This window comes from Faecalicoccus acidiformans (assembly GCF_014202635.1).
Taxonomy (GTDB): Bacteria; Bacillota_I; Bacilli_A; order Erysipelotrichales; family Erysipelotrichaceae; genus Faecalicoccus; species Faecalicoccus acidiformans.
Genome location: NZ_JACHHD010000001.1, coordinates 138,535 through 158,927, shown reverse-complemented (window position 1 = coordinate 158,927; position 20,393 = coordinate 138,535). Strand labels below are relative to the sequence as shown.

21 protein-coding genes and 1 pseudogene are annotated in these 20,393 nt (G+C 50.2%); all 22 read left to right on the top strand.

Features of this window, described 5'->3' with window-relative positions; all coding sequences use genetic code 11:
• The first annotated feature begins 308 nt into the window (after positions 1–308).
• The 22 genes and pseudogenes from HNQ43_RS00810 (at position 309) to HNQ43_RS00705 (ending at position 20,321) form a co-directional block, all read left to right on the top strand.
• Entirely contained in the window at positions 309–1,208 is a 900-nt protein-coding gene (locus HNQ43_RS00810; protein WP_118412973.1) for a DUF6017 domain-containing protein, read from the top strand.
• A 6-nt stretch (positions 1,209–1,214) separates the two neighbouring features.
• Positions 1,215–1,703, top strand: coding sequence for a PcfB family protein (locus tag HNQ43_RS00805; RefSeq protein WP_118412974.1), 489 nt, complete (start codon positions 1,215–1,217; stop codon positions 1,701–1,703).
• Entirely contained in the window at positions 1,700–2,005 is a 306-nt protein-coding gene (locus HNQ43_RS00800; RefSeq protein WP_183373827.1) for a conjugal transfer protein TraG, read from the top strand. The genes HNQ43_RS00805 and HNQ43_RS00800 overlap by 4 nt, the downstream gene beginning before the upstream one ends.
• A gap of 47 nt (positions 2,006–2,052) precedes the next feature.
• The gene (locus tag HNQ43_RS00795) at positions 2,053–3,903 is read left to right on the top strand and encodes a recombinase family protein (RefSeq protein WP_221247955.1); all 1,851 of its coding nucleotides are present in this window, start codon (positions 2,053–2,055) and stop codon (positions 3,901–3,903) included.
• A 78-nt stretch (positions 3,904–3,981) separates the two neighbouring features.
• Positions 3,982–4,176, top strand: coding sequence for a transposon-encoded TnpW family protein (locus HNQ43_RS00790; RefSeq protein WP_022030172.1), 195 nt, complete (start codon positions 3,982–3,984; stop codon positions 4,174–4,176).
• 133 nt (positions 4,177–4,309) lie between these two features.
• Positions 4,310–4,606, top strand: a complete 297-nt coding sequence (locus tag HNQ43_RS00785) for a P-loop NTPase family protein (protein ID WP_070087571.1) — start codon at positions 4,310–4,312, stop codon at positions 4,604–4,606.
• Positions 4,607–4,791: 185 nt separating this feature from the next.
• On the top strand, positions 4,792–5,625 hold the full coding sequence (locus HNQ43_RS00780; protein WP_002584969.1) for a methyltransferase domain-containing protein: 834 nt from the start codon (positions 4,792–4,794) through the stop codon (positions 5,623–5,625).
• Positions 5,626–5,746: 121 nt separating this feature from the next.
• The gene (locus HNQ43_RS00775; protein ID WP_425321243.1) at positions 5,747–6,052 is read left to right on the top strand and encodes a DUF3847 domain-containing protein; all 306 of its coding nucleotides are present in this window, start codon (positions 5,747–5,749) and stop codon (positions 6,050–6,052) included.
• Between the two features lie 230 nt (positions 6,053–6,282).
• Positions 6,283–7,794, top strand: a complete 1,512-nt coding sequence (mobQ, locus tag HNQ43_RS00770) for a MobQ family relaxase (RefSeq protein ID WP_130870849.1) — start codon at positions 6,283–6,285, stop codon at positions 7,792–7,794.
• Between the two features lie 15 nt (positions 7,795–7,809).
• Positions 7,810–9,687, top strand: coding sequence for an AAA family ATPase (locus tag HNQ43_RS00765; RefSeq protein WP_183373825.1), 1,878 nt, complete (start codon positions 7,810–7,812; stop codon positions 9,685–9,687).
• Between the two features lie 122 nt (positions 9,688–9,809).
• Entirely contained in the window at positions 9,810–10,001 is a 192-nt protein-coding gene (locus HNQ43_RS00760; protein ID WP_087385489.1) for a transposon-encoded TnpW family protein, read from the top strand.
• Positions 10,002–10,036: 35 nt separating this feature from the next.
• A pseudogene (locus tag HNQ43_RS00755) lies at positions 10,037–11,386 on the top strand (VirD4-like conjugal transfer protein, CD1115 family); the annotation flags it as partial.
• A 2-nt stretch (positions 11,387–11,388) separates the two neighbouring features.
• Positions 11,389–11,529 (top strand): Maff2 family mobile element protein, encoded by a 141-nt coding sequence (locus HNQ43_RS00750; protein ID WP_183373824.1) that lies wholly within the window; start codon positions 11,389–11,391, stop codon positions 11,527–11,529.
• A gap of 375 nt (positions 11,530–11,904) precedes the next feature.
• Positions 11,905–13,824 (top strand): TetM/TetW/TetO/TetS family tetracycline resistance ribosomal protection protein, encoded by a 1,920-nt coding sequence (gene tet / locus HNQ43_RS00745; protein WP_070087585.1) that lies wholly within the window; start codon positions 11,905–11,907, stop codon positions 13,822–13,824.
• Between the two features lie 190 nt (positions 13,825–14,014).
• On the top strand, positions 14,015–14,881 hold the full coding sequence (locus tag HNQ43_RS00740) for an AraC family transcriptional regulator (protein ID WP_070087584.1): 867 nt from the start codon (positions 14,015–14,017) through the stop codon (positions 14,879–14,881).
• A gap of 178 nt (positions 14,882–15,059) precedes the next feature.
• Positions 15,060–15,464 carry a hypothetical protein gene (locus HNQ43_RS00735; RefSeq protein ID WP_204224281.1) on the top strand — a complete coding sequence of 135 codons (405 nt, stop codon included), beginning with the start codon at positions 15,060–15,062 and terminating at the stop codon, positions 15,462–15,464.
• The gene (locus HNQ43_RS00730; protein WP_070087583.1) at positions 15,461–16,279 is read left to right on the top strand and encodes a TrmH family RNA methyltransferase; all 819 of its coding nucleotides are present in this window, start codon (positions 15,461–15,463) and stop codon (positions 16,277–16,279) included. Before HNQ43_RS00735 ends, HNQ43_RS00730 begins: the two co-directional genes overlap by 4 nt.
• Positions 16,280–16,762: 483 nt before the next feature.
• A complete protein-coding gene (locus HNQ43_RS00725; protein WP_244956998.1) occupies positions 16,763–17,227 on the top strand; it encodes an RNA polymerase sigma factor in 465 nt (154 codons plus the stop codon).
• Positions 17,220–17,417, top strand: a complete 198-nt coding sequence (locus HNQ43_RS00720; RefSeq protein ID WP_070087581.1) for a helix-turn-helix domain-containing protein — start codon at positions 17,220–17,222, stop codon at positions 17,415–17,417. Before HNQ43_RS00725 ends, HNQ43_RS00720 begins: the two co-directional genes overlap by 8 nt.
• A 532-nt stretch (positions 17,418–17,949) precedes the next feature.
• Complete coding sequence (locus HNQ43_RS00715; protein WP_183373823.1) at positions 17,950–18,348, top strand: plasmid mobilization protein; 399 nt, start codon at positions 17,950–17,952, stop codon at positions 18,346–18,348.
• Positions 18,320–19,945 carry a relaxase/mobilization nuclease domain-containing protein gene (locus tag HNQ43_RS00710; protein WP_119189889.1) on the top strand — a complete coding sequence of 542 codons (1,626 nt, stop codon included), beginning with the start codon at positions 18,320–18,322 and terminating at the stop codon, positions 19,943–19,945. The genes HNQ43_RS00715 and HNQ43_RS00710 overlap by 29 nt, the downstream gene beginning before the upstream one ends.
• Positions 19,935–20,321 (top strand): cysteine-rich VLP domain-containing protein, encoded by a 387-nt coding sequence (locus tag HNQ43_RS00705; protein ID WP_119189890.1) that lies wholly within the window; start codon positions 19,935–19,937, stop codon positions 20,319–20,321. The genes HNQ43_RS00710 and HNQ43_RS00705 overlap by 11 nt, the downstream gene beginning before the upstream one ends.
• The last annotated feature ends 72 nt before the right edge of the window (positions 20,322–20,393 follow it).

Genomic DNA, 20,393 nt, shown 5'->3' with positions numbered 1-20,393 from the left:
TTTTCAGAGGCAAGGAACACGATGTGAAGTCAAAAATTTTAATACTGGCAGGATAAAGGGTGCTGATGTGAAATATCAGCACCCTTTTCCTGTCCCAAACGCCATAGGAAATCCTATGGCGTTTTTTACTTTCCATCAAGTACACGGAAAACTGTATTGAAAGGGGTGAGAAATCGAAGGTATTTCTTCATGTAGGAAATGCAAATCAAGTGTCCATAGGTTTTCCCACATGGAAAAGTAAATGGGCACAGAATTGAATTTTTTCCGAAAACGAACACTTTTCCAGACCGCCGGAGGGAGGTGAGATTATGGCGGTATTTCGCATTGAGAAAACCCGTGACTACACGGTGATGGCAAACCATCATCTGCGGAACACGGCGCTGTCGCTGAAAGCGAAGGGGCTGCTGTCCCTCATGCTGTCCTTGCCGGAGGATTGGGACTACACCACCAAAGGCCTTGCCCGAATATGCCGGGATGGAGTGGACAGCATTTGTGCTACGGTCCGGGAGCTGGAGGATGCGGGATACATTATCCGTGAAAGAGTCCGTAACGCCAACGGGCGGCTCGGCAGCATCGAGTACACGATTTTGGAGCAGCCCAGACCGCCGGAACCTAAACCGGGAAAACCTGAACGGGAAAATCCAGTTCAGGTAAAACCAGTCTTGGATTCTCCTGTCTTGGGAAAACCTGAACAGGAAAACCCCGCACAATTAAATACTAAAGGATCAAGTAAACAAATATCAAATACTGATTCATCAAGTACGGAAGAATCAAATCCTATCCAATCAAGCCCCCAAACCCCCACGGGGGTCAGCCGGACCGGACGGGACTGGATGCGAGAGCGAGAGAACTATCGGGAACTGATTTTAGAGAATATCGAGTATGACTATCTATGCCGGGATGACCGGCTGGATCGGGATATGCTGAATGAGTTGGTGGAGCTCATGGTGGATACCGTCTGTTCCCGCAGGGAAACAATCCGCATTGCCGGGGACGACTATCCGGCGGAGGTGGTCAAATCCCGCTTCCTGAAGCTGAACAGTTCCCACATCGAGTATGTGCTGGACCGGATGCGGGACAACACCACCTATGTCCGCAACATCAAGAAATATCTGCTGGCTGCCCTGTATAACGCCCCGGCCACCATTGACAGCTACTATGCGTCCCTGGTGAACCACGACCTGTACGGCAGCGGAGAAAGGAGGTAATCACTCGTGCAGGAAGAAGTCACCCAGCGCACCGTTACTCTCTGTGTGGAGGCCACCAAGCTCTCCGCCGGGATGCTGCAACAGGCCATGAAAAAAGTGCTGGACGAGATGCAGAAGGGCGTGACCGGCCACAAGACCAAGCTGCACCACGGCAAGCAGACCCTCCGGCAGCTTATGAAGCACAACACCGGCGTTTCAAACATCGAGATCACCGACCAGAACATCCGGGCCTTTTCCGTCACCGCCAAGAAGTACGGCATTGACTTCGCGCTGAAAAAGGACACCAGCGGCGATATACCCCGCTACCTGGTGTTCTTCAAGGGCCGGGATGCCGACGTTATCACGGCAGCCTTTCGGGAGTTCTCCGCAAAGAACCTGGAGAAAGAGAAAAAGCCCTCCATCCGCAAGGAGCTGGAGCAGGCGAAACAGCAGTCCAAAGCCCAGCACCGCCAGCGGGAGAAGGTCAAGACCAAAGACCGGGGTGTGGAATTATGACGGTTGACTGGAAGAAAAAGCTGATCCCCAACCTCCCGTATCTGCTGTTCGTGTATCTCTTTGACAAGCTCTGCCAGGCGGTGCGCCTTGCGCCCGGCCTTGACGCCTCTGAAAAGTTCCTGCATTTGAGCCAGGGCTTTACGGAGGCGTTTTCTTCTGGGCTGCCAAGTCTGCATCCGCTGGACCTGCTGGCGGGCATCGCCGGGGCGGTCATTGTTCGGCTGGCGGTGTATGCCAAGAGCAAGAATACAAAGAAATATCGCAAGGGCATTGAGTACGGCAGCGCACGATGGAGTGCATAATCTTAAGTGTAAAGGAACTCTACATGGACGCACAGGAGGATATGCACATGAATGATTACAACAAAATCACAGCCCTTTACTCCCGTCTTTCCGTAGGGGACGAGGACAGGGACGGCGGCGAGAGCAACAGCATACAGAACCAGAAAATCTTTTTGGAGAACTACGCCAGAGGGCAGCGGCTGACGAATATCCGGCACTACATCGACGACGATGAAAGCGGCAGATTTTTTGACCGTTCTGCCTACTCCCGCATGATGGAGGACGTTGAAAACGGGAAAATCGGCGTTTGCATTATGAAAGACCTTACCCGCTGGGGGCGCGACTATCTCCAAGTCGGCAACGCTATGGAGATATTCAGACGGAACAACGTGCGTTTTATCGCGGTCAACAACGGCATTGACAGCGAGAAGCCCGACACATTGGAGTTTGCGCCCTTTATCAACATCATGTCGGAGTGGTACGCAAAGGACATCAGCAAGAAAGTGAAAACGGGCATTAAGACCAAAGGCATGAGCGGAAAGCCGATTGCCACCGAAGCCCCCTACGGCTATGTCAAAGACCCGGACAACAAGGATTTTTGGATAATCGACGAGGAAGCCGCCGAGGTTGTGCGCCTTATTTTCCGTTTGTTTATCGGCGGGAAGAACCGCAACCAAATCGCCGTATATCTGAAAAACGAGCAAATCCCTACCCCCACTTTCTACATGAAAGACCGGGGATGGGGAACGTGTAAAAACAAGGCGCTCAATGAGGATAACCGCTACAAGTGGAACAAAGCCACCTTGACCCATATCCTTACGCGGCAGGAGTATTGCGGCGATGTAGTCAACTTCAAGACTACAAAGCATTTCCGGGACAAGCGGAACCACTATGTAGACCGGAGCCAATGGCAGATAACCGAAAATGTGCATGAGCCGATTATTGACCGCGCCGACTTTGAAACCGCACAGCGGATTTTGGAAAACGCGCCCGTCAGACGCCCCAACGGGGACGGGGAAATCCACCCTTTGTCGGGCTTGCTTTTCTGTAAGGATTGCGGCGCAAAAATGTACATCCGCATAGATTACAGAAACGGCGGCAAGCGGCACGTTGCCTATTGCAGCGAGTACCACAAGGGGAAAGCCAAAAACCCCAAGTGCCATTCCCCGCACATCATTGACGCGGATTTGCTCATGCAGACCATCGCGGAAGTGCTGAAGAAAATCGAGGACTATTCTATCAGCAACTGGGCGGAATTTGAAGCCTTAGTGAAAAAGAACCTTGCCATGCAGCAGACCGACAAGACCAAGAAACAGCAGAAGCGTATCCCGCAAATCACGACGCGCCTTGAACAGATTGACAAGGTGCTGAACAAGCTCTATGAGGACAACGCCCTCGGCACGATCCCGCAAGACCGCTATGAGCAAATGTCGCAGAAGTATTCAGAAGAATACTATGCGCTGAAAGCGGAGCTTGCCGAGCTGCAAGAGCAGCTATCCGCTTTTGAGAACGCGGGCGGACGGGCGCAGAAGTTTTTGAAGCTGACGGAACGCTACGCTGCCTTTACCGACCTGACCCCCGCCATTCTCAACGAGTTTATCAGCCGGATTGAAGTGCATGAGCGCGACAAGAAAAGGGCAAAACAAGCCATTCAGCACATCGGGATATATTTCAACTATATCGGCAAATTTGAGAACGAAGTGACACAGCTTACAGAGCCAACGGAGCAGGAAATCCGGCAAATGCGGGAGAAAATCGAGGAAGCCCAAAAGGAAAAGAGCCGCGCCTACCACCGGCAGTATTCAAGGGAGTACCGGGCGCGTAACCTTGAAAAGCGACGGGAGTATGACCGCATGAAAGCACGGGAATACCGGGCAAAGAAAAAGGCACAGGAAGCCGCCGCAGCACCCGCACAGTAAAACCGAATACTGACAACCAAGAGGGATTTTCCGGGCTACGGGAAATCCCTCTTTTGCACCCAGAGAAAGGAGCCGCCTATGGCAGAACAGAACGGGACACCTCAATCCCCCGACAGTGTTATCACGACACAGAGGGACGGACAGACCATCGTTGCGGAGTTGTTTTTCAACCACAGCGGCACAGAAACATTCCGCGACAAGCTGCTCAAAGTGATACTTGCCGACAGCTTGCAGGACGGTCAAGAGCCGGAAAAAACGAAAATCACGCGATAGGAACCGCCCGGACGAAGAATGGTTCGCCGGGGCGGTTTCTATTTGAAAATCCCCATTTTCCCCAAGTCAAGAGCCGGGAAAATTCCCTCAAAAATGCCCCTCTCTCCAAACGAGGGCGCAGAAAGGAGAGTTTATGCGAACAGGGCTTCCCAAGCAAAAAAAGGTCACAGACATCTGGTTTGATGAGAAAGACCCGTTGATCCATATCCGTACCCACAACACCGACTTGAAGAAGCGGCTTGCCGCCTATGCCGAGCAGCACCCCGATGTGTGCCGCCAGACCGACGCAGACCCGGAAACGGGCTGCATGGAGTTTGACATTGAGAAAGGCCGCTTCTCTTTCCGTCTGACCGCCCCATACAGCGAGGAACGGCGGGAAGCGGCGCGGCGGTATGCCAGAGAGAGCAACGTCGCCGACAGGCTGAAATAGAGTTGAAATGTTCATAGTTTTGTGCTATACTTTTTCTAAAAGCAGAGTAATACTGCGGAATTGATTAGAGGACAACACAATGGTTACATTTATGAGATTAAGATAAAACCGCGAGTTATGTTGCGGTTATCCGTATTGCATAACTCGCTTATTGAAGCAGAGATGTAATTACGGAGGAAAAACAAATGAATAATAATTTATCACGCTTTGCAGACAGCAAGGTTTATTTTCAATGCCCAATTTGCACAAAATCAATGGATATACAAGGCAATAGCCTAATTTGTAGACATGGACATTGCTTTGATATTTCAAGATATGGGTATGTAAATTTGTTGTTAAAATCATCGCCCAAAACCAACTACAGCAAGCGGTCTTTTGACAACCGGCACCAAATTTTGGAGTATGGCATGTATGATGTTGTGTTGGAGAAAATCATACAGTTTATTTCTGATACGCCATCTATAAGAAACATTTTAGATGTTGGTTGCGGCGAGGGTTTCTATGCAAGGCAGATACAGCAAAGAACAGAACGAAACATCTTTGCCTTTGACTTGTCAAGGGAGGCAATACAGATTGCATCAAAAAAAGACAAGCGCAAAGCAGTGAAGTGGTTTGTTACTGACTTATCAAAAATCCCTTTGAAAGACGGAAGTATGGATTGTATTTTAGACATATTTTCGCCTGCACACTACAAAGAATTTCAGCGATTGCTATCTCCTAACGGATATGTTGTGAAAGTAATTCCTACGAAAAATCATTTGAGGGAAATCAGGACTAAAGTGCAAGCACACTTGAAAAATCCAGATTATTCAAATGAGTCTGTCGTTGAATATTTTGAGAAATATCTTAAAACCATTTCAAGAGAAACGGTTTCAGCCACCGTACAGTTGTCATCAGAACAAAGAATGTCGTTTATTGAAATGACGCCGCTTCTCTTTTGCGTTGAAAAAGATTGCGTTGATTGGCGTACTCTCACACATTTGACAATCGAAGCTGATGTTTTAATAGGAATGTATTAAAGGGCGTATTGATATTTAATATTCCCATTTATTGAGCAGAACGGAGTAAACCAAACACCCTAATCAAAAGGACAGCCGAGGAAATCGACTGTCCTTTTTCTGTGCCGACAGGTAGAAAGGAGTGACCACCCATGACGAAACCGAGAGAAAAAAACGCGAGGAATTGCAAGCCGAGATTGAGGACGGGAAGAAGAAAATCCGGCAGCTTGAAAATCGGGAAAAGGTGTTGCGGCAAAAGTTATCCCAAGAGGAACGCAGGACGCGCAGCCATCGGCTGATCGTCCGGGGTGCGGTCTTTGAGAGCATTGTGCCAGAAGCAAAGACCATGACCGACGAAGAAGCCGCCGCCTTTCTCCGGCTTGCCTTGACGAGCGAGCCAGCACAGGAGTTTTTGAAAAAACGAGCCGGGGACGGGAACGCGGAATAATCCCTTTGGAACAAAGGGCGCACTTATACACCCTTGCGGGCGTGTGCGCTCTGCCGAGGGCTTTATCTCCGCACAGGGAACTTTCCCCGCGCTCCGATATGGCGGCTTTGCCGCAACAAGGGGCTGCACCCCTTGCGCCGCTTCGCGGCTATCCCTGCACACCCACAAAAACAGTACACCCGCCCCGGCGTCTGTACTATTTTTGCGGGTTTTATTATCCTATCCGGGAGGTGATACCCATAGCCATTTACCATTGTAACATCGGCATTGTGAGCCGAGGAAAAGGCAAGTCAGCCGTTGCCGCAGCCGCCTATCGAAGCGGCGAGAAAATCACAAACGAGTGGGACGGAATGACCCATGACTACACCCGCAAGCGCGGCGTTGTCCATACGGAAATCCTACTGCCGCCCCATGCCCCGCCCTCTTTCTCTGACCGCGCTGCCCTATGGAACAGCGTGGAACTTTACGAGAAAGCCGGGAACGCCCAGCTTGCCAGAGAGATTGACGCAGCACTCCCCATAGAATTATCCAGAGAGGAACAGATCCGGCTCGTCCGGGAATACTGTTCCTCTCAATTTGTTTCCAGAGGAATGTGCGTTGATTTTGCCATTCACGACACCGGCAGCGGCAACCCCCATTGTCATATCATGCTTACCATGCGCCCCCTTGACGAGCGCGGCGCATGGGCGGCGAAGTCCAAAAAGGAATATGACCTTGACGAAAACGGCGAGCGTATTCGCTTGCCAAGCGGCAGATACAAGACGCACAAAGTTGACCTCACAGGCTGGAACGACAAGGGCAACGCGCTTTTATGGCGCAAGGCATGGGCGGATATTTCAAACGCCTACCTTGAACGCGCCGGAAGCCCGGAGCGTATCGACCACCGCAGCAACGCCGAGCGCGGCATTGACGAGCTGCCTACCGTCCACATGGGCGTAGCGGCTTGTCAAATGGAGAAGAAAGGCATAGCCACCGAGAAAGGCGAGCTGAACCGGAATATCCAAAAGGCAAACCGCCTTATCCGGGAAATCCGGGCGCAGATTGGAAAGCTCAAAGAATGGATTGGCGAGCTGTTCAAGGCGCGGGAAACCGCCCCGGAGCAGCCCCCGCAATCCCCCGGCCTTGCAAATCTGCTGATAAAGTATATGAGCGTTCAGAGGGAAAAGAGCCGGAAGTATTCGCAGTATTGGCAAAGGCAGCACGCAGCCGATGAACTGAAAACCGTATCACAGGCAGTCAATTTCCTTGCGGAGCGCGGCATTTCCACCCTTGCGGAGCTGGACGCTGCCCTTTCCTCTGTCAGCGACCAAGCCGACGCTATCCGGGAGGGCATGAAAACCGCCGAGAAGCGCATGAAAGAATTGCAAAAGCTGATTGAGTACGGGAGGAACTACACCGAGTACAAGCCCATTCACGACGAACTGAAAAAGCTGAAAAATGGCTGGACGAACAAGCGCGACAAGTACGAGGAAACCCACCGCGCCGAGCTTACCCTATGGAACGCAGCGAGCCGCTATCTCCATGCAAATCTGCCGAAAGGGACAAAGCCCCCCTTGCCTATTTCTGAATGGGAAAAAGAGTATGCCACCCTCAGCGGACAGAGGACAGCGGAATATACCAAGCTGAAAGAAACCCGCGCCGAGGTTGCCGAGCTGCACAATATCCGCAAGTGCGTTGATATTGCGCTGAAAGCCGACCAGCCAGAGCAGACCCGCGCCAAGCGGCATGACTTAGAACGATGAAAGGAGTTGAGATTTTTGTACTACACCCAAGAACAGATAGACCGGGCGAACCAAGCCGACCTTGTTTCTTTCCTGCAATCACAGGGCGAGCAGCTTACCCGCGCCGGGAATGAATACCGCTGGAAACGGCACGACAGCCTGACCGTCCGGGGAAACAAGTGGTACAGGCACAGCCAGAGCAAGGGCGGCGGCCCCGTTGATTTTGTCATGGAGTTTTTCGGAAAGAGCTTCACCGAAGCCGTGGAACTTCTCACAGGAGAAAAGGGAGCCGCACCGCCGCCGGACAGACCTTGCCCCGCGTCCCTTTCCGATTTCCGGCTACCGCCCCCAAACAGCGACAACCAAACAGCGAGGAACTACCTCACAGCAGCCCGCCGCATTGATGAAGATGTGACGGGCTTTTTCTTTGCTCGCGGCGATATTTACGAGGACGCAGCCCACCACAACGCCGTATTTGTGGGGAGGGACGAGGACGGAATACCGCGCTACGCCCACAGCAAGGGAACGGCGGGAAACTTCCGGCTTGATGTGAAAGGCAGCGACAAAGCCTTTAATTTCTGCTACCGAGGCGAGGGTGACAGGCTTTTTGTCTTTGAAGCCCCCGTTGACCTGCTCTCTTTCCTCTGCCTGTTCAAAAAGGCGTGGCAGAAGCAGAGCTATTTGTCATTGGGCGGCGTGGGAGAAAAAGCCCTGTTGCGTTTCCTCTCTGACCGCCCGAACATCAAGACCGTTTACCTCTGCCTTGACAGCGACCAAGCCGGAAACGACGCTTGCAGCCGCCTTGCGGAGCTTGTGCCGGAGGGCTTGACCGTCCACCGCCTTGTGCCGCTTTACAAGGACTGGAACGAGGTATTGCAGCACCGGGCAGAAATCACAGACGGGAAGTATATCCGGGAAGCGGTTTACGGATTGAAAGAACCGCCGCAGGAAGAAACCGTCGAGATTATCCGCATGAGCGAGGTTGACACACAGACCGTTGAATGGCTATGGGAGCCGTATATCCCTTTTGGGAAAGTAACCATTGTGCAAGGCAACCCCGGCGAGGGCAAGACCACCTTTGCCCTACGCCTTGCCGCCGCCTGCACCACCGGGGGAACGCTGCCGGGAATGAAGCCCTTGCCGCCATTCCAAGTGATTTACCAGACCGCCGAGGACGGGCTGGGCGATACCGTCAAGCCCCGCTTGATAGAAGCCGAAGCCGACCTTGACCGCGTGCTTGTGATTGATGAAGCCAAACGGGAGCTTACCCTCTCCGACGAGCGCATAGAAAAGGCAATCACGCAGAACGGGGCGCGGTTGATTATCCTTGACCCCATACAGGCGTACATGGGCGAAAAGACCGACATGAACAGGGCAAACGAAGTGCGCCCCATGTTCCGCCACCTTGCCGATGTTGCCGAGCGTACCGGGTGCGCCGTTATCCTTATCGGACACTTGAACAAAGCCGCCGGAGGACAGAGCGCATACCGGGGCTTAGGTTCTATTGACTTCCGCGCCGCAGCAAGGAGCGTCCTGCTGATCGGGCGCGTGAAGCGGGAGCCAAATGTGCGCGTTATCGTCCATGACAAATCTTCCCTTGCGCCGGAGGGCAAGCCCGTTGCTTTTTGCCTTGACCCGGAAACAGGCTTTTCATGGATAGGCGAATACGACATAACCGCCGACGAGCTGCTATCCGGCGCGGGCGGGAACACCGCCACCAAGACCGAGCAAGCCGAGAAACTGATACTTGACTTACTCGCAGACGGGAAAGAACTTGCCAGCGAGGACATTGATAAGGCCGCAGCCGAAGCCGGGATTTCTGCCCGTACCGTCCGGGCGGCAAAGAAAAACCTTGACGGGCGCATTACCTCAAAGCGTATCGGCGCGGCATGGTATCACGCCCTCAAAAAATGAAGTGGCAAAATCCAAGTGGCAAAACCCAGATACCTTGCCACTTTGCCACTTCGCCACTTCAACCCTCAACCACCGCCCCATGTGCTGCCGCATGGGGCTTTTCTCATAGAAAGGAGCAGCCTATGAACAATGAAACCAGCAAGACCAGCGCCCCCGCAGCCGCTTCCCCTCTGACCGCCAAACCCGACCTTGTGAAGAACATCGGCGGCACGACCTTTGACATTCATATCCATTTCAGCGAAACCAGCCGGGAAACCTTTACGGACAAGGTTGTGCGCCTTATCAAGAACGACAGCGGCGATGAAACCGCTTAAAAGCAAGATACTTTTTTCTTGTTCCTTATTGACAAAACCCGAAAGGACAGCTTTTGTCCGAGGTGGGGACCATGCTGCGGCGGGGCGCCCCCAAGCTGGACGAGAACGGAAAACCCCTGCGGGACGCCCGCGGGAAGGTCATCTATGAGCCGTACCGCATTAAAGTCCTCAACACCATCAACTTCAAAAAGAGCATGAAATACAACCCCTTCGCCTATATTCGGTCGGAGAAAGACATCCTCAAATTGGTCAATGTCATCATTGCCAACACCAAAGGCGACGGAGAAAAATCCTCGGAAGATTTTTGGGTGAAGGCCGAGCGGCTTTTGTACTGCGCCCTGATCGGGTACATCTGGTACGAGGCGGAGCCGGAAGAAAAGAACTTCCTCACGCTGCTGGAGCTCATCAACGCATCGGAGGCCAGAGAGGACGACGAGGAATTTCAGTCGCCCGTGGATATTCTGTTCGCCAAGCTGGAGAAGGAGCACCCGGACCACTTCGCTGTGAAGCAGTACCGCAAATTCAAATTGGCTGCCGGCAAGACCTTGAAATCCATCCTGATTAGCTGCGGCGCCCGCCTTGCCCCCTTCGATATTGCGGAGCTGCGGGAGATCATGTCGGACGACGAACTGGAGCTGGACACCCTGGGCGACCGGAAAACGGCGTTGTTCCTCATTATGAGCGACACGGATACCACCTTCAACTTCGTTATCGCTATGCTGCAAAGCCAGTTATTCAATCTCCTTTGCGACAAGGCGGACGACGTGTACGGCGGCAGGCTGCCCGTCCATGTGCGGTGCCTCCTGGACGAGTTCGCCAATATCGGGCAGATACCCAACTTCGACAAGCTGGTCGCCACCATCCGGAGCCGGGAAATCTCGGCTTCTATTATTTTGCAGTCCCAAAGTCAGTTAAAGACCATCTACAAGGACGCCGCAGACACCATTGTGGGCAACTGCGACACCACCTTGTTTTTGGGAGGCAAGGAGAAATCCACCCTGAAAGAAATCTCGGAGCTGCTGGGCAAGGAGACCATCGACAGCTTCAATCAATCCGAGAACCGGGGCAGCCAGGTTTCCCACGGCCTCAACTATCAGAAATTAGGAAAGGAGCTGATGACCCAGGACGAGATAGCGGTGATGGACGGCGGCAAGTGTATTTTGCAGCTTCGAGGGGTGCGGCCGTTTTTCAGCGACAAGTTTGATATAACCCGCCATCCCCGCTACAAGTACCTTGCCGACGCCGACAAGAAAAACACCTTTGACATTGAACGGTACATGAAACGCAGACCGGCCATTGTGAAGCCGGACGAGCCTTTCGATCTGTACGAATTGAAAGCCACCGACCTTCAACCCAACAATTCAACTGAACGAAAGGAAATGTGAATATGAGCTTTTTTACTAACGCTATCGACGTTTTGCAGACTCTGGTCATCGCCCTGGGCGGCGGCCTGTGCGTGTGGGGCGGCATCAACCTTCTGGAAGGTTACGGCCAGGACAACCCTGCCTCCAATGCTCATGTGTCATAAAGAAACACACAAGAGATTGATAGACAGCAGCCTACTATTCCGTAAATTTTGTTTCAGGACTTTCTTTTTCAATGCCGATATGCTATAATATTTCTATTCCAAGTAAGGAGTTAAAAATATGCGGCAAGGTATTCTTAATTAACTATAATCAAATAGTGGGAACAAAGAATTGTAACCGTCCCTTGCAAGGGGCTTAGTTTTTTGTACCCTTTTTAAGAATACTTTTGCCTTATATATTTGACATATCAAAAGAGCGACCGCTGCTTGCAGTGCGTTGTATGTATGTGTATGTCTATTCGCTATATCCCCAGCGGTAAAAGTATTTTGCTGCTGGGGATTTTTATGCCCTTTGGGGGCTGAATGGAGGACAAACACATGAAAATAATCAATATCGGCATTCTTGCTCATGTAGACGCAGGAAAAACGACTTTGACAGAAAGCCTGCTCTATACCAGCGGAGCCGTTCCGGAATTAGGGAGTGTAGATAAGGGAACAACGCGGACAGACACCATGCTGTTGGAACGCCAGCGTGGGATTACCATTCAAACGGCCGTCACTTCTTTCGGCTGGAAGAATTATAAGATCAATATTGTCGATACCCCCGGCCATATGGACTTTTTGGCGGAAGTATATCGCTCACTTGCTGTTCTTGACGGAGCAATTTTAGTAGTTTCCGCAAAGGACGGCGTGCAGGCACAAACACGGGTACTGTTCCATGCGCTCCAGAAAATGAAAATCCCAACGATTATTTTTGTAAATAAGATAGACCAGGAGGGCATTGACTTACAGAGCGTTTATCAAAATATCAGAGAAAAACTTTCTGATGATGTCATGGTTATGCAAGATGTTTCGCTCACTCCGGAAGTGTCTCTGACAGACATTGAGGATATAGAAAAATGGGATTCTATTATTGCTGGAAATGATGAACTTTTGGAAAAATATATTGCGGGGGAACCTTTGAAAATACAAGATTTACAGAGGGAGAAATGCAGAAGAATGCAAAACGGTTCCCTGTTTCCTATTTATCATGGGAGTGCAAAGAACAATATCGGAACTGAAAAGCTGATTGAAGTGATTGCAGAAACATTTACTTCTGGTGCGGACAACGATCAATCCGAGCTATGCGGAAGCGTTTTTAAAATCGAGTACACAGACCAGAAAAAGCGGCTCGTTTATTTGCGGTTATACAGCGGGACACTTCATTTACGGGATACGATTCTCCTGCCCCAAAATCAAAAACTAAAAATCACAGAAATGAGGATTCCGTCAAACGGAGAGATTATACCGGCGGACACAGCCTGTTGCGGAGAAATTGTTATTTTGACCAATGACACTCTGAAGCTGAATGATACTCTCGGAAATGTAGAACTTTTGCCGCGCAAGGCATGGGAAAAAAATCCGATTCCTTTGCTTCGGACGACGGTGGAGCCGCAAAATCAGGAACAAAGAGACCTCCTGCTGAATGCCCTGACGGAAATTGCAGATACAGATCCGCTGTTGCATTACTATGTGGATACGATAACGCATGAAATCATCATTTCTTTTTTAGGAAAAGTCCAGTTAGAGGTTGTATGCTCTCTGTTAGTAGAGCGATACCATGTGAACATAAATGTGAAAGAACCTACGGTCATTTATCTGGAAAGGCCATTAAAAACAGCCAGTTACACGATTCATATTGAAGTGCCGCCGAATCCGTTTTGGGCATCCATTGGCTTAACTGTAACGCCACTTCCTGCCGGAAGTGGAACCCGGTTTAAAAGCAAAGTATCTCTCGGCTATTTAAACCAAAGTTTTCAAAATGCCGTTATGGAAGGGGTGCGTTATGGAATGGAGCAAGGCTTATACGGTTGGGAAGTGACAGATTGTGAAATTTGTTTTGACTATGGAGTTTATTACAGTCCAGTTAGTACCCCCGCAGATTTTCGTTCCCTTGCTCCTATCGTGTTAGAACAGGCATTGAAAAGAGCAGGAACACAATTATTGGAACCATACCTTTCCTTTACCCTTTTTGCACCGCAGGAATATATTTCACGGGCTTATAATGACGCACCGAAGTATTGTGCAGTGATTGAATCAACCTTGCTTAAAAATGATGAAGTTATTTTTACGGGAGAAATCCCCGCCCGCTGCATCGGCGAATATAGGAATGATTTAAATTTTTATACAAATGGGAGAAGCGTCTGCCTTACCGAATTAAAAGGGTACCAAGAAATTTCCGGGGAGCCTGTATTGCAGCCACGCCGTCCTAACAGCCGTTTAGATAAGGTTCGGCATATGTTTCAGAAAATAACGTAATATTTTGTGCGTTATCACGGATAAAAATCTTTGAATATAAGGAGAGTCTATGTTAGTTTTGTTTTCAAGTCGGTTTTGTGTAAACTTATATTGAGCAAACGGCCTTTATTTATAACCCGACTAATTTTGTATGCTAATGTCGAACATATCTTTCTAAATTGTGATATTCTTATTCGGAAGGAGGGGCAATGTGTTAAAGAAATTGAATGACGCGATGGACTATATTGAAGCGCACCTGGAGGACGAGTTTTTACTTGAGAAGATTTCTGAGCATATAAATGTTTCAGATTATCATTTTAGAAAAATATTTTTTGCGCTTACCAATATGACGCTGAATGAGTATGTAAAAAACAGACGACTTTCAGAAGCTAACAAAGAATTGTTGCAGGGGGCGCAGGTAACAGATGTCGCTTATCAATATGGGTATCAATCCGTAGACGGATTTACACGTGCCTTTAAAAAATGGAGCGGTATCTTACCGTCACAAGTCGCAAAGTTGAAACAATGTAAATCATGCCAAAAGTTACAATTTGTTGTAACTATGAAGGGAGGAACTTTAATGGAATATAAAATTGTTGAAAAACCTGCTTTTACGTTTGCAGGTGTAAGTAAACGAGTGCCGTTACAATATGAGGGAGTAAACAACGCTATTTTGGAACTGGCACAAAGCATAACACAGGAACAGAAAGAAGAAATGCACCGGTTGCAAAACATTGAGCCATATGAAACTGTAAATGTTTCCTATGAATCAGATACGAACTTTCTTGAAGAAGCTGGTGAATTAACGCATTTAATTGGAGTTTTAACAACTAAAAATGACATTAGCAGTAATCTGGACACATTTCCTGTTAAAGCTCATACGTGGGCAGTTTTTCCAAATGAAGGAATCTTCCCGTTTACTTTGCAGGATACAATGGCAAGAATCTACTCCGAATGGTTTATGACGGCAGATTATGAACTGGCAGAGCCGTTTTCTTTCTCTTTTACAAAAATGGACGACAAAAAGCCCAACTACGCATACAGTGAAATTTGGATTCCAGTAACAAAAAAAGAATAAGCAATTACACTCAAATAGGAAAGCCAGCCGAGCCAGCGGGCAGTCAAGATAAACGGCGCATATGCGCCGCTGTTGACAGCCCCGCCCGCCTTTGCTGGTAGGCAATCAAGGGGCGACAGCAAGGGGTGCTGCCGCCCTCTGATATTATAAATGAAACCCGTCAACCATACAACGCCCTATGTGGGAGAAAGGGGGAATCATCTATGCCTTGCACAGAAGCATACAAAGAACACATCATGTACACGTTCAATGGCTTTGCAAGACCGTCATACACTATGCGGCTATCAACGCATGGCGTGACAGGAGCAGACGGCGGCAAAAAGAAATATCCCTTGAATACCTCACAGAAGAAAAGTTTTACCCTTTAGGCACAACAGACGAATATTTTGAAGCACCCCATGAAGAACACCCTATAACGATATGCGGTCAGGCAGTTATCCTCACCAATGGAAAACTTGCCGCCGTCCTGTTATCCCTGCCACAGAAAAACCGGGAAATCATTTTCCCTTATTTTTTCAAAAATGGGCTTACAATGGGTGAAAAATTCGAAAACCAAAGTATGATGAGGCAGGTATTGAAATGAAAGTTGTTTCTATATTAAATAAAAATAATGATTACCAGAGATTTGAAGTATTGAAGCATAATCGAAATAAAAGATATAAATATAATCAATTTATTGTTGAAGGCGTAAGAAGTTTAAATGAAGCGGTTAAAAATAACTGGAAGATTATTTCTTTTATTTATGACAAGAATAATCTGTCAGGCTGGGCAAAACATATGATAGAAACAGTAAAAACAGAAGTCAATTATACTCTTACGGCACAGTTGCTAAAGGAATTAAGTGGAAAAGAAGAAACTTCTGAATTATTGGCTATTATTGAAATGAGGGAAGACAGGTTAGAAAATGTTGCGTTATCTTCCAATCCATTTATTGTGTTATTTGACAGGCCCTCTAATAAAGGAAATTTAGGTACGATGATACGTTCATGTGATGCGTTGGGAGTAGATATGTTGATAATTACTGGACATGCGGTTGATTTGTATGAGCCTGATGTAATTGTTTCGGCGATGGGTTCTTTTTTCAATCTTCCGGTGATTCGAATCATTCACAATGAGGATTTATATAAATTCGTTGAAAGCCTTAGAATAAAATACCCTGGCTTTAAGATCATAGGCACAACAGCCCACCACGAAAAGCCTATCTATCATGAGGACTTGAAAACCCCGGTTATGTTAATGATGGGAAATGAAACCATGGGATTAAATAAGGCATTTAAGGAATATTGTGATGTTTTATGTACGATTCCTATGGCTGAAGATTCCTATGCCAGTTCTTTCAATGTCAGTTGTGCTGCATCTATAATGATGTATGAAATAGTAAGACAACGAATGAATTAGACAGCATAACCCTTTTGAGAGTGAGCCAGAGAAAAGGGAGGAGCAGGCGTTCTACCTCAAAAGTCTGCAAATAAAAAAAGAATAAGCAATTACACTCAAATGGCAAAGCCAGCCGAGCCAGTCAACAGTCAAGATGAACGGCGCATATGCGCCGCCGTTGACAGCCCCGCCCGCCTTTGCAGATAGGCAATCAAGGGGCGACAGCAAGGAGTGCTGCCGCCCCGCACTATTATTCAGAGAGGGGGAATTTGTTTATGAGCGAGGTCAATTCCCCATAATTGGCGCGGCACCTCCTTAAAATTATCATTGTCAGATAATTATAATTACTCATTCATGCCTTGATTACCATTATCGATGCATTACCGTAAAATCAAGGATTTCAACCGCGATAGCGGCGCGAATGCGTCCTTGATTTTACGGTAATGTATTGATATTCTGTAAAACTGCATGAATATACAGTGCTGATTATAGGGAATCATAACGATGAAAATGGGGAAAATTGCTCGCCAAAAAACAGGAATTTCCATGACCGAAGATGAAGCCTACAAAGTGCATATCCAGTACACATTCAATGCCTTTTGCAAGATTGTCATTCGTCACGCAGCCATAGATATAATCTTAAAGCTGCGCCGGAGGTGGGAACGGGAAGTTTCTCTTGACTATCTGATGAATGAGAAGTTTGTCCAGCTTGCCGAACCGGAGCAGCTTGAAGAATATCTTTTTACCGCCTGCGGCCAGACCGCCGTTCTGTACCATGCGGAACTTGCCGCCGCCCTTGCCCTCTTGCCGGAGCAGACACAGGAAGAGATTTTCCGTTACTATTTCCTGCGCCAGCCGCAGCGAGTGATCGGCGTACATATTGGCCGGACACGCAGCACAGCGGGGCGGCATATCCAGCTTGCCTTGCAGCGGCTACGGCGGCTCATGGAGGGAAAAGACCATGAGTAAACTTCTCCCCTATGAAACAATCGTCAAAGCCCATGAGGGCGACCCGGACGCAATCGACACCGTCCTTTCCCACTATGCCGGATATATCCGCTACTTTTCCAAAGTACACGGTCAGGTTAACGCCGAGGTTGAGGAATATGTGAAGCAGCAGCTAATCTCCGCACTATTCAAGTTTCGCTTTGACCGATAAGCCCCAAAACTGAATACCAGCCGCCCACCAGCGGCCAGTGAAAGCAGTAAGTCTGAAAAAGATTTGCTGCTTTTTTTGTTGTCCATTTGGCAAAATCGCAAAGTCACCCGTAGTAGGTAGGTGAAGCCAGAAAAAGCTGCCTGCTCCGTTTGGCAAATTTCAAAACGCAGTGTTGTAGGGAGTGAAAGGAAAAATTCTCTGCCCCGTAGGTTGCCAAAATCCTGTTTCCCGGATTACTAAGGCAAAAGAAAATTTGAAAAATCCCCGGACAGCGGGTAGCTGGCGGCCTTTTGAATGTATCTTTGGCGAAAGAAAAAAAAGACCGCGCACAGCGGGCTGAAAGCCCCGCCCCGTTCGCTCTATGTACGGAAAAGCCCGGACAGGGGCAGTCTGCGGCTTACTAAGAGCAAGTTTCTACCACGGTGCCAAAATCCGCAATTCTGCAGTTTTGCCCCTCGCGGGAAACTTGTTGGGGAGTGCCTTCCCCAAACCCTGCTCATGCGCCCTTACGGGCGAGAAAGGAGGTCACACCATGCGAAAGAAATACAACACGCCCCACCGCAGCCGCGTTGTGAAAACCCGGCTGTCCGAAGATGAGTATGCCGACTTCACAGCGCGGCTTGCGCCCTATGGTATCAGCCAGTCCGAATTTCTCCGGCAGGCGATACGGCGCACCGCCATACGCCCCGTTATCCATGTGTCAGCGGTCAATGACGAGCTGCTTTCCGCTGTCGGGAAACTCACAGCCGAGTACGGCAGGATCGGCGGCAACCTCAACCAGATAGCCCGGTATCTGAATGAGTACGGCGCGCCCTACAATGCGCTGTCCGGTGAGGTACGCGCCGCCATAGCCGACCTTGCCGCCCTCAAGTATGAAGTCCTCAAGAAAGTAGGTGACGCAGTTGGCAACACTCAAGCATATCAACTCTAAAAACGCCGACTACGGAGCCGCCGAGCAATACCTGCTTTTTGAGCATGACGAGTTTACCATGAAACCCGTCCTTGATGAAACCGGCAGGCTTATCCCCCGCGAGGACTACCGGCTGTCCACGCTGAACTGCGGCGGGGAGGATTTTGCCGTTGCCTGTATGCGAGCAAATCTCCGCTATGAGAAGAACCAGCGGCGGGAAGATGTGAAAAGCCACCACTATATCATCAGCTTTGACCCACGGGACGGCCCGGACAACGGCTTGACCGTAGACCGGGCGCAGGAGTTGGGCGAGAAGTTTTGCGCCGAGCATTTCCCCGGCCACCAAGCCCTTGTATGCACCCACCCGGACGGGCATAACCACAGCGGAAATATCCATGTGCATATCGTCATTAACAGCCTGCGGATTGAGGAAGTGCCGTTCCTGCCCTACATGGACAGGCCAGCCGACACGAAAGCCGGTTGCAAGCACCGCTGTACCGACGCGGCCTTGCGCTACTTCAAGTCCGAAGTCATGGAGATGTGCCACCGGGAGGGGCTTTACCAAATCGACCTCTTGAACGGCAGCAAGAACCGCGTCACAGACCGGGAGTATTGGGCGCAGAAAAAGGGACAGGCCGCACTGGACAGGCAGAACGCCCCCATGATTGCAGGCGGTATCACGCCCCGGCAGACCAAGTTTGAAACGAACAAGGAGAAGCTGCGGCAGACCATACGCGCCGCGCTGTCTACAGCGGCCTCATTCGAGGACTTTTCCTCTCTGCTGCTGCGGGAGGGCGTGGCCGTCAAGGAGAGCCGGGGGCGGCTTTCCTACCTTACGCCGGACAGGACAAAGCCCATTACCGCCCGGAAGCTGGGTGACGACTTTGACCGCGCCGCTGTCCTTGCCGTTTTGGAGCAGAACGCCGCCAGAGCCACAGAAAAGGCCGCGGCCATACTCGAATACCCCCGGCGTGGGAAAACCGGCATACAGCCCACAAAAGCCCCTCAAACCGCCCCGAAACAGGACGGTGTGCAGCGGCTTGTGGACATTGAGCAGAAGAAAGCCGAGGGCAAAGGCCGGGGCTATGAACGCTGGGCGACCATGCACAACCTCAAACAAATGGCCGCGACGCTGAATGTGTATCAGGAATACGGCTTCACTTCCCCGGAGCAGTTGGAAGCCGCCGTTGATACCGCCTATCAGGAAATGCGCCAGACCAGCGGCAAGCTGAAAGCACTGGAAACGAAGCTGCAAGGGAAAAAGGAGTTGCAGCGGCAGGTACTTGCCTACGCCAAGACCAAGCCCGCCCGCGACGGGCTGAAAGCGCAGAAATCCGAGAAAGCCCGCGCCGCATACCGGCAGGCACATGAGAGCGATTTTATCATAGCCGACGCAGCCGCCCGGTATTTCCGGGAGCATGGCATTACCAAGCTGCCCGCCCGGAAAGCGTTGCAGGACGAGATCGAGCAGCTTGTTTCCAAGAAATCCAGCCTGTATAACACCTACCACGAACAGAAGCAGCGGTACACGGAGTTGCAGACCGTCAAGCGGAACATCGACCAGATTTTGCGCCGGAGCGAGCCGCACCGCAGAAAGGAGCAGAGCCATGAGCGATAAGCTGCCGAGAATGGACTACCGCCAGCACCGGCGGGCGCGGCGGCTGGTGCATGAGTGCTGTAACTACGACGAGGGGAACTGCCTGCTGTTGGACGACGGGGAGCCTTGCGTATGCGTCCAGAGCATTTCCTTTTCCCTCATGTGCCGCTGGTTCCGTGTGGCTGTCCTGCCCCTTGACGGGGAGCTGGCCGCAGCCCTCTTGTACCGGGGGAGCCGGAAACGGTGCGCCGTCTGCGGCGCGGCCTTTGTCCCCAAATCCAACCGGGGAAAATACTGCCCCGGCTGCGCCGGACGCATGAAGAAAATCAAAGCCGCCGAGCGAAAGCGGAAACAAAGGCAGAAATGTCACGCTTTAGAGCCTTTCAAACCCGCATAAATCAAGGCTTTTTTCGTGGGTGTCAAAGGGTACGCGATACATTTATCCTTTTCCCCCGGAAACGCCGTCCTA

Coding starts and splice junctions, on each gene's coding strand:
- HNQ43_RS00810 (WP_118412973.1), top strand. CDS start 309: ATGGCGGTATTTCGCATTGAGAAAACCCGTGACTACACGGTGATGGCA.
- HNQ43_RS00800 (WP_183373827.1), top strand. CDS start 1,700: ATGACGGTTGACTGGAAGAAAAAGCTGATCCCCAACCTCCCGTATCTG.
- HNQ43_RS00795 (WP_221247955.1), top strand. CDS start 2,053: ATGAATGATTACAACAAAATCACAGCCCTTTACTCCCGTCTTTCCGTA.
- HNQ43_RS00790 (WP_022030172.1), top strand. CDS start 3,982: ATGGCAGAACAGAACGGGACACCTCAATCCCCCGACAGTGTTATCACG.
- HNQ43_RS00785 (WP_070087571.1), top strand. CDS start 4,310: ATGCGAACAGGGCTTCCCAAGCAAAAAAAGGTCACAGACATCTGGTTT.
- HNQ43_RS00780 (WP_002584969.1), top strand. CDS start 4,792: ATGAATAATAATTTATCACGCTTTGCAGACAGCAAGGTTTATTTTCAA.
- HNQ43_RS00760 (WP_087385489.1), top strand. CDS start 9,810: ATGAACAATGAAACCAGCAAGACCAGCGCCCCCGCAGCCGCTTCCCCT.
- HNQ43_RS00750 (WP_183373824.1), top strand. CDS start 11,389: ATGAGCTTTTTTACTAACGCTATCGACGTTTTGCAGACTCTGGTCATC.
- tet (WP_070087585.1), top strand. CDS start 11,905: ATGAAAATAATCAATATCGGCATTCTTGCTCATGTAGACGCAGGAAAA.
- HNQ43_RS00735 (WP_204224281.1), top strand. CDS start 15,060: ATGTGGGAGAAAGGGGGAATCATCTATGCCTTGCACAGAAGCATACAA.
- HNQ43_RS00730 (WP_070087583.1), top strand. CDS start 15,461: ATGAAAGTTGTTTCTATATTAAATAAAAATAATGATTACCAGAGATTT.
- HNQ43_RS00725 (WP_244956998.1), top strand. CDS start 16,763: ATGAAAATGGGGAAAATTGCTCGCCAAAAAACAGGAATTTCCATGACC.
- HNQ43_RS00720 (WP_070087581.1), top strand. CDS start 17,220: ATGAGTAAACTTCTCCCCTATGAAACAATCGTCAAAGCCCATGAGGGC.
- HNQ43_RS00715 (WP_183373823.1), top strand. CDS start 17,950: ATGCGAAAGAAATACAACACGCCCCACCGCAGCCGCGTTGTGAAAACC.
- HNQ43_RS00705 (WP_119189890.1), top strand. CDS start 19,935: ATGAGCGATAAGCTGCCGAGAATGGACTACCGCCAGCACCGGCGGGCG.